General features: G+C 69.3%; 16 protein-coding genes and 2 pseudogenes. 9 read left to right on the top strand and 9 right to left on the bottom strand.

Annotated elements, in window-relative coordinates; all coding sequences use genetic code 11:
• Positions 1-249 (top strand): helix-turn-helix domain-containing protein (locus B0W88_RS22865; protein WP_144006897.1); only part of this gene is annotated, 249 nt, incomplete at its 5' end.
• Positions 246-1,670: a sensor histidine kinase gene (locus tag B0W88_RS22860; RefSeq protein ID WP_233151814.1), complete on the top strand. Its 1,425-nt coding sequence runs from the start codon at positions 246-248 to the stop codon at positions 1,668-1,670. The genes B0W88_RS22865 and B0W88_RS22860, both read left to right, overlap by 4 nt.
• 22 nt (positions 1,671-1,692) lie before the next feature.
• On the opposite strand, the gene B0W88_RS22855 is transcribed toward B0W88_RS22860, so the two are convergent.
• The gene (locus tag B0W88_RS22855; RefSeq protein ID WP_077036934.1) at positions 1,693-1,908 is read right to left on the bottom strand and encodes a hypothetical protein; all 216 of its coding nucleotides are present in this window, start codon (positions 1,906-1,908) and stop codon (positions 1,693-1,695) included.
• 173 nt (positions 1,909-2,081) lie between these two features.
• Here B0W88_RS22855 and B0W88_RS22850 point away from each other — a divergent pair, with 173 nt between their 5' ends.
• The gene (locus B0W88_RS22850; protein ID WP_077036933.1) at positions 2,082-2,651 is read left to right on the top strand and encodes a thymidine kinase; all 570 of its coding nucleotides are present in this window, start codon (positions 2,082-2,084) and stop codon (positions 2,649-2,651) included.
• 28 nt (positions 2,652-2,679) lie between these two features.
• On the opposite strand, the gene B0W88_RS22845 is transcribed toward B0W88_RS22850, so the two are convergent.
• Together B0W88_RS22845 and B0W88_RS22840 are read right to left on the bottom strand one after the other, a co-directional pair.
• Positions 2,680-2,919 (bottom strand): hypothetical protein, encoded by a 240-nt coding sequence (locus tag B0W88_RS22845; protein ID WP_077036932.1) that lies wholly within the window; start codon positions 2,917-2,919, stop codon positions 2,680-2,682.
• Between the two features lie 165 nt (positions 2,920-3,084).
• Complete coding sequence (locus tag B0W88_RS22840; protein ID WP_077036931.1) at positions 3,085-3,843, bottom strand: enoyl-CoA hydratase/isomerase family protein; 759 nt, start codon at positions 3,841-3,843, stop codon at positions 3,085-3,087.
• A 55-nt stretch (positions 3,844-3,898) separates the two neighbouring features.
• Here B0W88_RS22840 and B0W88_RS22835 point away from each other — a divergent pair, with 55 nt between their 5' ends.
• Genes B0W88_RS22835 through B0W88_RS22825 form a run of 3 tightly spaced genes read left to right on the top strand, consistent with a single transcriptional unit; the run spans position 3,899 to position 7,426 of the window.
• Positions 3,899-4,936 carry a branched-chain amino acid ABC transporter permease gene (locus B0W88_RS22835; protein ID WP_077036930.1) on the top strand — a complete coding sequence of 346 codons (1,038 nt, stop codon included), beginning with the start codon at positions 3,899-3,901 and terminating at the stop codon, positions 4,934-4,936.
• A gap of 1 nt (position 4,937) precedes the next feature.
• Positions 4,938-6,698, top strand: coding sequence for an ATP-binding cassette domain-containing protein (locus B0W88_RS22830; protein ID WP_077036929.1), 1,761 nt, complete (start codon positions 4,938-4,940; stop codon positions 6,696-6,698).
• The gene (locus B0W88_RS22825; protein ID WP_077036928.1) at positions 6,698-7,426 is read left to right on the top strand and encodes an ABC transporter ATP-binding protein; all 729 of its coding nucleotides are present in this window, start codon (positions 6,698-6,700) and stop codon (positions 7,424-7,426) included. Before B0W88_RS22830 ends, B0W88_RS22825 begins: the two co-directional genes overlap by 1 nt.
• Positions 7,427-7,436: 10 nt before the next feature.
• On the opposite strand, the gene B0W88_RS22820 is transcribed toward B0W88_RS22825, so the two are convergent.
• Both B0W88_RS22820 and B0W88_RS22815 read right to left on the bottom strand, forming a co-directional pair.
• Positions 7,437-8,141 carry a Bax inhibitor-1/YccA family protein gene (locus B0W88_RS22820; protein ID WP_077036927.1) on the bottom strand — a complete coding sequence of 235 codons (705 nt, stop codon included), beginning with the start codon at positions 8,139-8,141 and terminating at the stop codon, positions 7,437-7,439.
• Positions 8,142-8,143: 2 nt separating this feature from the next.
• A complete protein-coding gene (locus B0W88_RS22815; RefSeq protein WP_077036926.1) occupies positions 8,144-8,899 on the bottom strand; it encodes a TerC family protein in 756 nt (251 codons plus the stop codon).
• Between the two features lie 76 nt (positions 8,900-8,975).
• On the opposite strand from B0W88_RS22815, the gene nhaR reads away from it, so the two are divergent.
• Positions 8,976-9,857, top strand: a complete 882-nt coding sequence (gene nhaR / locus B0W88_RS22810; RefSeq protein ID WP_077036925.1) for a transcriptional activator NhaR — start codon at positions 8,976-8,978, stop codon at positions 9,855-9,857.
• Here nhaR and B0W88_RS34880 read toward each other — a convergent pair.
• Together B0W88_RS34880 and B0W88_RS34875 are read right to left on the bottom strand one after the other, a co-directional pair.
• Positions 9,858-10,271: pseudogene (locus B0W88_RS34880) on the bottom strand (VOC family protein); the annotation flags it as partial.
• 66 nt (positions 10,272-10,337) lie between these two features.
• Positions 10,338-10,748: pseudogene (locus B0W88_RS34875) on the bottom strand (YciI family protein); the annotation flags it as partial.
• Positions 10,749-10,873: 125 nt separating this feature from the next.
• Between B0W88_RS34875 and B0W88_RS22795 the strand changes: the two are divergent.
• Positions 10,874-11,269: an MAPEG family protein gene (locus tag B0W88_RS22795; protein WP_077036924.1), complete on the top strand. Its 396-nt coding sequence runs from the start codon at positions 10,874-10,876 to the stop codon at positions 11,267-11,269.
• Here B0W88_RS22795 and B0W88_RS22790 read toward each other — a convergent pair.
• Entirely contained in the window at positions 11,238-12,749 is a 1,512-nt protein-coding gene (locus B0W88_RS22790) for a glycine betaine ABC transporter substrate-binding protein (protein WP_077036923.1), read from the bottom strand. The genes B0W88_RS22795 and B0W88_RS22790 overlap by 32 nt on opposite strands.
• 53 nt (positions 12,750-12,802) lie before the next feature.
• On the opposite strand from B0W88_RS22790, the gene B0W88_RS22785 reads away from it, so the two are divergent.
• Positions 12,803-13,321 carry a hypothetical protein gene (locus B0W88_RS22785; protein WP_077036922.1) on the top strand — a complete coding sequence of 173 codons (519 nt, stop codon included), beginning with the start codon at positions 12,803-12,805 and terminating at the stop codon, positions 13,319-13,321.
• Here B0W88_RS22785 and B0W88_RS22780 read toward each other — a convergent pair.
• Positions 13,281-13,949 carry an FAD-dependent oxidoreductase gene (locus B0W88_RS22780; RefSeq protein WP_077036921.1) on the bottom strand — a complete coding sequence of 223 codons (669 nt, stop codon included), beginning with the start codon at positions 13,947-13,949 and terminating at the stop codon, positions 13,281-13,283. The two genes, B0W88_RS22785 and B0W88_RS22780, sit on opposite strands and share 41 nt — an antisense overlap.
• Positions 13,950-13,985: the final 36 nt, after the last annotated feature.

Genomic DNA, 13,985 nt, shown 5'->3' with positions numbered 1-13,985 from the left:
GCCTATATCGGCGACCAGCCGCTGGACCTGCCGGCGCGCGAGTTCGAGGTGCTGTGGGAGCTGCTGTCGCCGCCGGGGCGGGTGGTCAGCAAGAGCAGCCTGTCCAACAAGCTGTCGGACTTCGACGAAGCGCTCGGCGCCAATGCGCTGGAGGCCTTCATCTCGCGGCTGCGCAAGAAGCTGGCCGGCAGCGGCGCCGGCATCCGCACGCTGCGCGGCCTCGGTTACGTGCTGGAGCCGCAGGCTTGAACCTTCCGGCAGGCGGCAGCATGCCGCCGCCCTCGCTGCCTTCGCTGCGCTCGCGCCTGCTGCGCAATGTGCTGGGGCCGCTGCTGCTGACCTGGCTGCTCGGCACCCTGGTGGTGGTGACGGTGGCCCACCTGTTCACGCAGCGGGCCTTCGACCGGGCGATGCTCGGCGACGCCCACGTGCTGGCCTCGCGCATCGAGCTGCGCAACGGCCAGCCGGTGCTGAACATGTCCAGCGCCGAACTGCGCACCGCGTTGTACGACCAGCAGGAGACCGAGTACTACGCGATCCAGCTGCCCGATGGCCGCCAGCTCGCCGGCCAGCCAGGCCTGGCCACCGCCTCGCCGGACGACGGCACCGAGGTGCGCTTCGAGACCCTGCATCTGGGCGCGCTGGAGCTGCGCGGCGTGGTGCTCGCGCGCAGCGCGCCGGCGCCGATGCGCGTCATCGTGGCGCTGACCACCGGCAGCCGCACCGCGCTGTTGAACCAGTTGATCGCCTACGCGGCGCTGCCGCAGCTGGTGCTGCTGTTCGGCCTGGCCGTGTGGCTGCAGCGTCGCATCCGCGGCGACCTGGCGCCGGTGCAGTCGCTGCAGGCCAGCGTCGAGCAGCGCGATGCGGCGGACCTGACGCCGCTGTCGCCCGGCACTTCGCCGTCCACCCGCGAGGTCGACGGCCTGGCGGCAGCGATCAATCGCCTGCTGGCCCGCATCGACGAGGGCGTGCGCGCGCAGCGCGAGTTCGCCGGCACCGTGGCCCACGAGTTGCGCACGCCGCTGGCCGGCATGCGCGCCGCAGCCGAATACGGCCTGGCGCAGGACGACCCGCAGCGCTGGCGCGAGCAGCTGCAGGCGGTGCTGCAGGGCCAGCAGCGGGCCAGCCGGCTGGTCGACCAGCTGCTGGCGCTGGCACTGGCCGACGAGGCGCAGAACAGCCGCGTGCTGCAGCCGCTGGACCTGGGGCGGCTGGCACGCGAGCTGGTGCTGCAGTTCCTGGCGCGGGCCGACAAGGCCGGCGTGGAGCTGGGCGCCAGCGGGCTGGAGGCGCGGATCTGGGTGCTGGCCGACCCGGCCCTGCTGGAAGGGCTGCTGGCCAATCTGCTGGACAACGCGCTGCGCTATGGCCGGCCTGCCAGCGGCAAGCCGATGCTGAGCGTGGATCTGGCCCGCGAGGGCGCGGGAGTACGGCTGTCGGTCACCGACAACGGCCCGGGCATCGCCCCGAACCAGCGGACGGCCTTGCGCCTGCGCTGGGCCCAGGGCTCGGCGCACCAGCGCCTGGGCGTCGGCGCCGGGCTGGGCCTGTCCATCGTCGAGCGCTATGCCGAACTGATGCAGGCGCGGCTGAGCCTGGATGACGGCCCGCAAGGCCAGGGGCTGCGGGCGAGTGTGCTGTTCCCGTCCGCCGAGTTCGCGGACTGAGGACGATCAGGGAGGAGGAGCGTCAGCCGCCGGTCTTGGCGCTGCTGCTGCAGGAGGGTTTGCAGACCACCTCGGTGCGCCCGAGGATGCGCAGCGACTGCAGGCTGGCGGGGGCGCGGTGCTTGCCGCACTTGAAGCAGGAGCGGGTGTGGCCACTGCCGAGGAAGGGCGATCCGCCCACCTTGGACTCGTAGCGCAGGCCGTCGTTGCTGACGGCGGTGAAGGTGTCTTTGCTCATGGCTGGGTGTGACCGGTTCGAGGCACCTGCCGCGCTGGGTGGGCGCATCGGGCCTGATCTGCTGAAACTACTTCCCTCTGATCCATCGTAGGCCGCGCGGATGACATAGCGACTACTCGCTTCCCCTTGGGTGTCTACGTTCAGCGACGGGAAATCCCTGGCGACAATCGCTCATGGCCAAGCTTTTCTTCCGTTACGCGGCGATGAACGCCGGCAAATCGACCGCCTTGCTGCAGGCCGCCCACAACTACGAGGAGCGCGGCCACCGCGTGCGGCTGTTCACGGCCCTGGTGGATGACCGCTACGGGCGTGGGCAGATCACCTCGCGGCTGGGGCCGCATCGCGAGGCGGAGGTGTTCGATGGGGGCACCGATTTCGAGGCGCTGCTGAAGGCCGGGACGACCGATCGGGCCGTCGCCTGCGTGCTGGTGGACGAGGCGCAGTTCCTCACCGCGCCGCAGGTCTGGGCGCTGCACCGGATGGCCCATGTGCACGACATGCCGTCGATCTGCTACGGCCTGCGCACGGATTTTCGCGGCGAGCTGTTTCCCGGCTCGGCCGCGCTGCTGGGCCTGGCCGACGAGCTGGACGAGATGCGCACCATCTGCGACTGCGGCCGCAAGGCGACGATGAATATGCGCGTGGATGCGCAGAACCGGCGCGTGCGCGAGGGCGCACAGGTGGAAATAGGCGGCAACGCCCGCTACCGGGCGGTATGCGGGCGCTGCTTCAACCTGGCCTGAACGGCCAGATCATGGGGCTGGTGTTGAATCAGCCCTTGTTGCTCAACTGCTCCTCCAGCTCCTTGCAGCTGGGCGAGCAGACAGGCTGGGACTTGCCCAGCAGCTTCTTCGACTTGAGCATTGCGCGCGGACGGTGTTTGCCGCACAGGAAGCACGACATGGTTGCCGCGCCGAAGGAAGAGGTTGCCGCGAACGGCGAACCGGGCGCTTTCGAGCGATAGCGCAGACCATCTGCCTCGATGGTCGTCTTGGTACTTTCCTTGGCCACGCTGGTCCTGATCTTTAGGGGTTCGACAAGAAGGCTCGCCTGGGCAATCGGTTTCCTCTGACGAAGGCCAGGCCATGAGCGAGCCCTGGTATTTTCGCTCATATCCGGGGGAACCCGTCCTAGGCAAAGTCCCAGGCCCTGCAGATCGGGCCGAAGAGGTGAATTTCAACGCCCGATAAAGCGCGGCGCGCGACGCTCGCCCCAGGCCGCGACGCCCTCGGCGAGGTCGGCCGAATCGCGCGAGATCGCCAGGTCCGCCTGCAGTGCCGCGGGGTCCAGCGCGCCGCGGGCGATGGCATTCAGGTGCTTCTTCATGCCGAGCAAGGCCAGCGGGGCCATGTCCAGCAACTGCTCGCGCAGCTGCGCCACCGCCTCGTCCAGCGCGGCGCCATCGGGCAGCAGCCGGTCGAGGAAGCCGCTCTGCAGCATGGCCGCGGCATCCAGCGTCTCGCCGGCCAGCAACACGCGCTTGGCCCAGGCCAGGCCCAGGCGGGACACATAACGCTGAAGTCCGCCGCCATAGAAATGCAGGCCCAGCCTCGCGGCCGGCACGAACATCTCGCAGCCGGGCGTGCCCAGGCGGAAGTCGCAGGCCAGGGCCAGGTCGGTGGCGCCGCCGTAGACGCCGCCGTGGATCGCGGCGATGGTCACCGGCCGCGCGGCCTCCCAGGCGTCGGCCAGCTGCTCGAACAGCGCGCCGGCATCGACGCCCGGCACCGCGCCGATGTTGAAGCCGCTGCAGAAGTGCCTGCCCTCGGCGGCCAGCACCAGCACGCGCACGGCCTCGTTGCGGTTGACCTCGTCGAGCTGCTCGCGCAGCGTCTGGAGATCGGAAATCTCGAGGCGATTGGCCAGGCGCGGGCGCCGCAGCGTGAGGGTGGCGCGGGCGCCATCGATGGCGAGAAGAGGGGCAAGACCGGGCATGCGGCAGTGTAGAGTCGCCCGCAAACCTACAAAGCCGACGGAGAGAGACACCCCGATGGATTTTTCGATCGCCAGCATCCTGATGCTCGACGGCGCGACCAATGGCGCGATCTACGCGCTGCTGGCGCTGACCCTCGTGCTGGTCTTCGCGGTGACCCGCATCATCTTCATCCCGCAGGGCGAGTTCGTCGCCTTCGCCGCGCTGACGCTGGCGAACCTGCAGCAGGGCCATGTGCCGAAGACGATCCACTTCCTGCTGGTGATGGCGGTGCTGGTCGCCGTGCTCGACATGGTGCAGGGCCTGCGCGAGAGGCAGCCGGCGGCGCGGCTGTTCAAGCGGGTGCTGCTCGCGGCGGCGACGCCGGTCGTGATCGGTCTGGTCGCGCTGTGGGCGGCGCCTCTAGGCCTGCCGCTGCTCGCGCAGGTGATCCTCACGCTGGTCGTGGTGGCCGCGATGGGGCCGCTGCTGTACCGGCTGGCCTACCAGTCGCTGGCCGACGCCTCGGTGCTGGTGCTGCTGATCATCTCGGTGGGCGTGCACTTCGCGCTGACCGGGCTGGGCCTGGTCTTCTTCGGCGCCGAGGGCTCGCGCAACCCGAGCTTCTGGGACGCCAGCTTCACGGTGGGCCCGCTGCTGTTCTCGGGCCAGACCATCATCATCCTGCTGGCCTCGGCGGCGCTGATCGTCGGCCTGTGGCTGTTCTTCGAGAAGAGCCTGTACGGCAAGGCGCTGCGCGCCACCGCGGTGAACCGCCTCGGCGCCCGGCTGATGGGCATCTCCAGCACCGCAGCCGGCAAGCTCTCGTTCACGATGGCGGCCTTCATCGGCGCGCTGTCCGGCGTGCTGATCAGCCCCACCACGACGATCTTCTACGACAGCGGCTTCCTGATCGGGCTGAAGGGCTTCGTCGCGGCGGTGTTCGCGGGCCTGGCGAGCTATCCCGGCGCGGCGGTGGGTGCGCTGATCGTCGGCCTGCTCGAATCGTTCAGCTCGTTCTGGGCCAGCTCGTTCAAGGAAGTGATCGTGTTCACCTTCATCCTGCCGGTGCTCTTGTGGCGCTCATGGCGCGACCCGCACTCGGAGGAGCATTGAGATGAACAACAAGCGCATCCTCCTGGCCATCGGCCTCGTGCTGCTGTTCGCGCTGCCGGCGCTGCCGGTGCCGGAGTTCTGGATCACCCAGCTGAACTACATCGGCATGTTCTCGCTGGTGGCGCTGGGCCTGGTGCTGCTGACCGGCGTCGGTGGGCTCACGTCATTCGGCCAGGCAGCCTTCGTGGGCCTGGGCGCCTACGCGACGGCGCTGCTGACGACCCGCTACGGCCTCTCGCCCTGGCTGGGCCTGCTGGCGGGCCTGGTGGTGACGGGTGTCGTCGCGCTGGTGCTGGCGCTGCTGACGCTGCGCATGTCCGGCCACTACCTGCCGCTGGCCACCATCTGCTGGGCGCTGAGCCTGAACTTCACGATGGCGAACATGGAGTTCCTCGGCAAGTACGACGGGCTGCTGGGCGTGCCGCCGCTGGCCCTCTTCGGCATTGACCTGCGTGAAGGCCGCGCAATCTATGTGCTGATCTGGGCTATCGCGGTGCTGGCGGCGCTCGCCGTCCGCAACCTGCTCGATTCACGCCCGGGTCGCGCGATCCGCGCGCTCAACGGCGCGACGACGATGGCCGAGGCAATGGGCGTCTCGACCTTCCGCTACAAGGTCATCATCTTCGTCGTCGCGGCGCTGCTGGCCTGCATCTCCGGCTGGCTGTTCGCCCATGTGCAGCGTACGGTCAACCCGAGCCCCTTCGGCCTGAAGATGGGCATCGAGTACCTGTTCATGGCGGTGGTCGGCGGCGTGGGCACCGTGGGTGGCGCCTTCGTCGGCGCGGCGGTGTTCAAGCTGATCGAGGACCAGCTGAAGGAACTGCTGCCGGTGCTGCTGGGCGGCAGCGGCAACTACGAGATCATCGTGCTGGGCATCGTGCTGGTGCTGATCATCAAGTACGCGCCCAAGGGGTTGTGGCCCTATGTGGCGAGCCGCTTCCCGGCCGCGCCGCGCGCCCGCAGCACGGCCGAGCGCCTGCCCCACGGCGCCAAGCCCCAGGCGGGCGAACTGCTGCTGGACGTGCAGGCCGTGCGCAAGGAATTCGGCGGGCTGGTGGCCGTCAACGACGTGTCCTTCCAGATCAAGGCCGGCGAGATCGTCGGCCTGATCGGCCCCAACGGCGCGGGCAAGTCGACCACCTTCAACCTCGTCTCCGGCGTGCTGGCACTGACCGGCGGCGCGGTGAACTTCCGTGGCGAGACGGTCAGCGGCCGGCCCTCGCGCGAGATCGCCCGGCGCGGCATGTCGCGCACCTTCCAGCACGTGAAGATGATTGCCGACATGACGGTGCTGGAGAACGTCGCCCTCGGCAGCTACCTGCGCGGCGCCAGCGGCACGACCCGCGCGATGCTGCGGCTGGACCGGTCCGAGGAGCAGCGCCTGTTCGCCGAGGCCCAGGCGCAGCTCGAACGCATCGGCATGGCCGCGCAGATGCACGAGCTCGCCGGCAACCTGGCCCTGGGCCCGCAGCGCCTGATGGAGATCGCCCGGGCGCTGTGCAGCGACCCGGCCCTGCTGCTGCTGGACGAACCCGCCGCCGGCCTGCGCCTGAAGGAGAAGCAGGCGCTGGCCGAGGTGCTGCGCCAGCTCAAGCGCGAGGGCATCAGCATCCTGCTGGTCGAGCACGACATGGAGTTCGTGATGGGCCTGACCGACCGCATCGTCGTGATGGAGTTCGGCACCAAGCTGATCGAGGGCACGCCGGAGGAAGTCCAGGCCAGCCCGGCCGTGATGGCGGCCTACCTCGGGACGGAACACTGATGATGACGGACCTGCTGAAAGTCTCCGACCTGCACGCCGGCTATGGCCGCGCCGAGGTGCTGACCGGCCTCAACCTGCGCCTGGCCGAGGGTAGCGTGGTCACCGTGATCGGCCCCAATGGGGCGGGCAAGAGCACGACGCTGAACGCGCTGATGGGCGTGCTGCCGAGCCGGGGCCAGGTCTTGCTAGGCGGCGCGGACATCTCCTCGCTGAGCCTGGAGGAACGCGTGATGCAGGGCATGGCCCTGGTGCCCGAGAAGCGCGAGTTGTTCACCACGATGAGCGTGGAGGACAACCTCGTGCTGGGCGGTTTCCGGCCGATGAAGCTCGGCAAGCGCGACTGGCGCGAGGGCCTGGAGAAGGTCTACGCGCTGTTCCCGCGGCTGAAGGAGCGGCGCGAGCAGCTCTCGGGCACGCTCTCCGGCGGCGAACGGCAGATGCTTGCGGTGGGCCGCGCACTGATGGCGCAGCCGAAGCTGCTGATGCTGGACGAGCCGTCCCTCGGCCTCGCCCCGCTGATCGTCAAGGAGATCTTCCGCATCGTGTCGACGCTGCGGGACCAGGGCGTCAGCATCCTGCTGATCGAGCAGAACGCCCGCGCGGCGCTCGAAGTGGCCGACTACGGCTATGTGCTGGAGACCGGAGAAATAGGACTCGAGGGTCCCGCCGCCGAGTTGGCGAAGGACCCCCGAGTGATCGAGACCTATCTGGGCAAGAAGGCCGCCTGAGCCTTCTTGCTTACTCGTCGCGCGAACCGCCGAAGATGCCCAGCAGCGACAGCAGCGACTGGAACACGTTGTACAGGCTCAGGTAGACGCCCAGCGTGGCGGTGATGTAGTTCGTCTCGTAGCCGTCCTGCACACGCTTCAGGTCATGCAGGATGAAGGCCGAGAAGATGCCGATGGCCATCACCGACAGCGTGATCATCAGCGCGCTGGACTGCAGGAAGATGTTCGCGATGCCGGCCACCATCAGCATGATCGCGCCGATGAACAGCCACTTGCCCATCGTGCTCAGGTCGCGCTTGATGATGGTGGACAGCGAGGCCATGCCCAGGAAGATCGCGCCGGTGCCGGCGAAGGCGGTCATGATCAGCCCGGCGCCGTTGGAGAAGCCCAGCACCACGCCGATCAGGCGCGACAGCATCAGGCCCATGAAGAAGGTGAAGCCCAGCAGCACCGGCACGCCGGCGGCGGAGTTCTTCGTCTTCTCGATCGCGAACATGAAGCCGAAGGCGCCGGCCATGAAGACCACCAGGCTGACGATCGGCGACATCATCTGCGCGAAGCCGCTGGCCACGCCGATGCCGGCGCCCAGCACTGTCGGCACCATGGACAGCGCCAGCAGCCAGTAGGTGTTGCGCAGCGTGCGGTTGCGTACCGCGGGATCGGCTTCGACGAAGCCGTAATGGGGGTTCTGATAGTTCTGGACGTTCGAGTTCATGGTCATGACTCCTTCACTTGCAAAGAGGAAACGGCGACGCGCTTGCCGCGCGCGCGGATGTTGAGCGCCTCGACGCCCAGCGAGAAGGCCATCGCGGCATACAGATAGCCCTTGGGAATGTGGACGTCGAAGGCCTCGGCCGTCAGCGCCATGCCCACCATCACGAGGAAGGCCAGGGCCAGCACCTTGACGGAGGGGTGCTTGTCGACGAAATCGCCGATCGGCTTGGCGGCGAACAGCATCACGCCGACAGCGGCGATCACGGCGGCCACCATCACGCCGAGGTGGTCCACCATGCCGACGGCGGTGATCACCGAGTCCAGCGAGAACACGATGTCGATCACGGCGATCTGCGCCACGATGGACAGCAGCGCGGCGCCGGCCTTCTTGGCGGCGTCGGCACCGCCGGCCTCGCCGTCGGCCGGGGCCTCGACCTCGGTGTAGATCTCGTGCGTCGCCTTGTAGAGCAGGAACAGGCCGCCCAGCAGCAGCACCAGGTCGCGCCCGCTGATGCCCTGTCCGGCCACGTGGAACAGGTCGGCGGTCAGGCCCATCACCCACGAGAGCGAGAACAGCAGCGCCAGCCGCGACAGCATCGCGAAGCCCAGGCCCAGGCGGCGGGCCAGGTCGCGCTGCGCGGGCGGCAGCCGGCCGACGAGGATCGAGATGAAGATGATGTTGTCCACGCCGAGGACGATCTCCAGCGCGGTCAGCATCGCGAACGCGATCCACAGGTTGGGGTCGAAGAGAAATTCCATAACGTCGAATTCTTACGGTGTCGACACTTCGCGTAAATTCTCTTGTTCAGAACGAATAGTCAGGTAAAACGGAACTATGAACTTCAACCACCTGCGCTATTTCTGGGCCACCGCCAAGGCTGGCGGCGTCGTGCGCGCGGCCGAGCAGCTGCACACGACGCCGCAGACCGTGTCTACGCAGATCAAGCTGCTGGAGGAGCGCCTGGGCTGCGCGCTGTTCCGCAAGAGCGGCCGGCGGCTGGAGCTGACCGACGACGGCCGGCAGGCGCTGGGCTACGCCGAGCAGATCTTCACGCTGGGCGCGGAGCTGGAGGCGGCGATCGGCCGCTCGCGGGCTGGCGAGGCGGTGCTGGACCTGCGGGTGGGCATCGCCGACCAGGTGCCCAAGTCCATCGCCTACCGGCTGCTGGAGCCGGCGCTGGATGGCGCGGTGCGGCTGATCTGCCACGAGGGCAAGCTGCAGGACCTGCTGGCCCAGCTGTCGGTGCACCGGCTGGATCTCGTCATCGCCGACGAGCCGATGGCGCGCAAGCTCAGCGTCAAGGCCTTCAGCCATGCGCTGGGGCGCACCGCGATGAGCTTCTTTGCCGCGCCCTCGCTGGACCTGAAGGGCCGTTTCCCGAAATGCCTGGACGGCGCGCCGATGCTGATCCAGGGCGCGGCTTCCGCGATGCGCCAGCGCCTGGACCTGTGGCTGGCGGAGAAGGGCGTGCGGCCGCGGCTGCTGGGCGAGTTCGACGACGCGGCATTGCTGACCGCCTTCGGCCGCGAGGGCCGCGGCGTGTTCATGGCGCCGACGGTGCTGGAGGCCGAGACCTGCGAGCAGTTCGGCGTCAAGGTGCTGGGCCGCACGACCGAGCTGGTCGAGGAGTTCTACGCGATCTCGGTCGAGCGGCGGCTGACGCATCCCGCGGTGCTGGCCATCACCGAGGCCGCGCGGGAGCAGCTCAAGGCCTGATCAAGGCTTCGGCATCGAAGCCATCATCTTCGCGAGCCGCTCGTGCAGCTGCTCGACGCTCGGGTCTTCCTTGTGCGTGGCCAGCATCCACTTGTGGCCGAAGGGGTCGGTGATCGCGCCGGAGCGGTCGCCCCAGAACTGGTCCATCAGCGGCATCAGCTGCTGGGCGCCGGCGGCCAGCGCGCCGGCGAAGACCGGGTCCACGTCGGGGAAGTAGAGCGTGACGCTGGTGGAGGAACCGCCCACCGCCAGCGGGCTCAAGGCGCCGAACTGCGGGCGTTCCTCGGTGAGCATGAAATGGGCCGGGCCGACCTTCAGCTCGGCATGCATCGGCTGGCCCTGCGGGTCATCGAGGCGTAGCAGCAGCTCGGCGCCGAAGACCTTCTTGTAGAACTCGATCGCGGCGTTCGCATCGCGGATCGTGAGGTAGGGCAGGCCGCCTCTCACGGGCGGCACCGCAGGCGCGGCGGCGGGGGCGGCCAGCTGTTTCTCCAGCGCCGCCTCGCGCTCGCGCAGCTCGGGCGTGAAGGCCTCGCCGAAGTCCTCCATCGTGTAGACCGGGCGGATCTCGATGTCGCTGTCGCCGGGCATCGGGTTGGGGCAGCGCTTGACCCAGTCGATGGCGGCCTGCATCGAGTCCGCCTCCCAGATCCAGTAGCCGGCCACCAGCTCCTTGGTCTCGGCGAAGGGGCCGTCGACGACGCTGCGCTCCTTGCCGGAGAAGCGCACGCGCACGGCCTGGCTGCTGGGCTTGAGCCCTTCGCCGCCCTTCATGATGCCGGCCGCCACCAGCTCCTCGTTGTAGGCGCCCATGGCCGAGAGCAGCTCGGTGCTGGGCATCAGGCCGGCTTCGCTGTCGGCCGTGGCTTTGACGAAAACAATGAACTTCATCGCGGGTCTCCCGGAAGGTTGAAAACGATTCTTGCATCCGGACGACGAACGGTGCCCGCGCGAATCGACAAGCAGGGGCAAAGCCGGCCAGAATCGGCGCGGGAAAACGGAGGGAGACAAGCGGCATGAAACCCGAGCTGAGCTACCTGACCTGGGTCACCTGCCTGACCGGCGTGATGTGGATGCCCTACGTCGTCGACCGGCTGAAGGCGCGCGGCATGCTCGATGCGGCCGGCTACCCGACCGACCCCAAGCCGCCTTCCGCCTGGTCGCAGCGCCTGATGCGCGCGCACATGAACGCGGTGGAGAATCTCGCGATCTTCGCCACGCTGGTGGTGGTGGCGCAGCTGGCCGGCGTCGGCGGGCCGCAGATGCTCGCCGCCTGCCAGATCTACTTCTGGGCGCGCCTGGCCCATGCGGTGGGCTGCGTCTTCGCGATCCCCTGGGCGCCGACGCTGGCCTTCACGGTGGCCTTCGGCGCGCAGGTGGTCATCGCGCTGGAACTGCTGCGCGCGACCTGAACAGCCACCAGGCCAGCAGGCCGAACAGGCCCTCGAAGGCCAGCGCCAGCGCGGCCGAGGGCAGGGCGCCCGCGAGCATCAGCCCGCGGTCGTTCAGCGCCAGCCCGGTGACGATGCGCTCGCCATAGCCGCCGGCACCGATGAAGGCGGCGATGGTCGCGGTGCCGACGGTGATGCTGGTGGCGGTGCGGATGCCCGCGACCAGCGTCGGCATGGCCAGTGGCAGCTCGATGTGGACCAGGCGCTGCACCGGCGTCAGGCCCAGCGCCGTGGCGGCGTCCTTCAGGCCCGCCGGCACCTCGGCCAGCCCGGTGCAGCAGTTGCGCATGATCGGCAGCAGCGCGTAGAGCGTCAGCGCGACCAGCGCCGGCACCGCGCCGATGCGATTGGTCAGCGAGATCAGCACCGCCAGCAGCGCGATCGAGGGCACCGTCTGCAGCAGGCTCGCCGCGCCCAGCAGCAGCGCCCGCGGGCCGGGGCGGGGCGCGGCCAGCACCGCCAGCGGCACGCCAATCAGCACCGCCGCGCAGACCGCGGCCAGCACCAGGCCCAGGTGCTGGGCGGTCAGCCGCGCCAGGTCGGGGCCCAGCAGCTTGTCCATCGCGCCGCCACCGCCCGCCATGGTGGCGGCCCCGGCGAGGCGGTCCCGCGCGATCTGCTCGAAGCCGACACCCTGCAGCTCGGCGCGCGCGTTCATCGCGATCATCGCCGGCTCGTCGATGCTGCGTTCGAGCTTGCGCAGCGCGGCCCAGGCGGCCGGGAAGCGCTGCGGCACGTCGAGCCGGTACAGCACCACCGCGTCATAACGCGGAAAGTAAGCGTCATCGTCGGCCAGCACGGTGAGTCCCAACTGGGCGATCTTGGCGTCGGTCGTGTAGATGTCGATCACGTCGATCTGGCCGGCCGCCAGCGCGTCGTAGGCCAGGCCGTGGTCGAGGCCGCTGGGCTTCTGCGGCAGGCTGTAGCGGGCGGCCAGGCCCGGCCAGCCGTCGGCGCGGCCGATGAACTCGTTGCTCAGGCCCAGGCGCAGCGCCGGATGGGCGGCCAGATCGGCGAGCCGGCGAATGCCCAGGCGTTTGGCGGTCTCGCCGCGCATCGCCAGCGCATAGCCGTCGTTGAAGCCCAGCGGGATGTCCACACCCAGGCCCAGCGGCTGCAGCTGCGCGCGGATCTCGGCCAGCGAGTGGGGCCGGGTGTTGCCCAGGATCTCTCGGTCGATCGTGCCCAGGTACTCGGGGTAGAGGTCGATGCTGCCGCTGCGCAGCGCCGCATGGACGATGGCCGTGTTCCCGAGTCCCTGCCTGACTTCGGCGGCGGCGCCCGCCTGGCGTGCCGTCTGCGCCAGCAGCTCGGCCAGGATGTAGGACTCGGTGAAGCGCTTGGAGCCGATTTTCAATGCTTGCGCGTGAACATGAGTCAGGGCGAAACTCAGCAGCAGGGAGAGGGCGACGGCGGCGCAGGTCCGTAGGGGCAGGTGCATCCGGCCAGCATCGGCGAAGCGGCCTCCCCGGTCAATCCGCAGGAGGAACCCGCATGCTCGGACTCTCTTCTCTCGGCGTGGTGCACACGGCCATCAGCCTGGTCGCGGTGGCGGCCGGCGCCATCGCGCTGATCCGCGACCGGCAGATCGTCACCGGCAACCGCATCGGCCAGGTCTATTTCTGGACCACCGTGCTGACCTGCCTCACCGGCTTCTTCATCTTCGCCCACGGCGGCTTCGGCAAGCCGCATGCGCTGGGCATCATCACGCTGATCGTGCTCGGCATCGCCTGGGGCGCCGGCCGGCGCAGCTGGTTCGGGAAGCTGGCACCGTACGTCGAGGTAGTCAGTTATTCGCTCAGCTTCCTGTTCCACTGGATCCCCGCGATCACCGAGACGACGACGCGGCTGCCGCTGGGCGCGCCGCTGCTCGCGAGCCCCGAGGCGCCGGAGCTGCAGCAGGCGGCGGCCGGGCTGTTCCTGCTGTTCCTGATCGGCGCGACGGCGCAGGTCCTGCGGCTGCGTCGGCAGCTCAGGGCGGCGCCGGTGGCGTCTCTTCAGCAGCCGGCCTGAGCGACACGAAGGCGCGCAGCGGCGCTGGCTGCAGGGGCTCGCGCGGGGTGGTTTCCTCGGCGTGCCAGCCGAGCAGCTCGTGCGCGATCGGCTTGCAGATGCGGCCCTGGCAGGCGCCCATGCCGCAGCGGGTCTGCAGCTTGGCCTCGCGCCAGCCGTGTTCGGCGCGCAGGCGGCCCAGGCTGACGTCCTCGCATCGGCAGATCATCGTGCCCGGGTCGGCCAGTCGCAGCAGCTCGGGACGGGGTGTGAAGGTGTCGTGCAGGCGTGCGGCGAAAGCGAGCTGCCTCCGATGGCGGGCGGCAAGCGGGCGGATGTCCTCGCCCAGGATCTGCAGCGCGGCGATCTCGCCCTCGATCAGCGCCTTGTCCGCGCCGCCGATGCCGCAGCATTCGCCAGCGGCCAGGATGTGAGGCTGCGAGGTCTGCTGTGCGATGTCGACCGCGATCGCGCCGCTCTCGGCATCGATCCGGCAGCCCAGCGCCGCGGCCAGCTCGGTGCTGGGCAGGAGGCCGAAGCCGACACCCAGTTCGTCGCATTCGGTCCGCTGCCCGTCTGCTAGCGTGACGGCCTGCAGGTGGCCCTCGCCTTCGGCCCGCGCGATCCAGCTGCTGCTGCGATAGGGCACGCTGCGCAGGCGCCAGCGCAGCGTGCCCTATCGCAG

Source organism: Pelomonas sp. KK5 (assembly GCF_001984095.1).
In the GTDB taxonomy this organism is placed as follows: domain Bacteria; phylum Pseudomonadota; class Gammaproteobacteria; order Burkholderiales; family Burkholderiaceae_C; genus KK5.
This window is presented reverse-complemented; position numbering and strand designations above follow the sequence as displayed.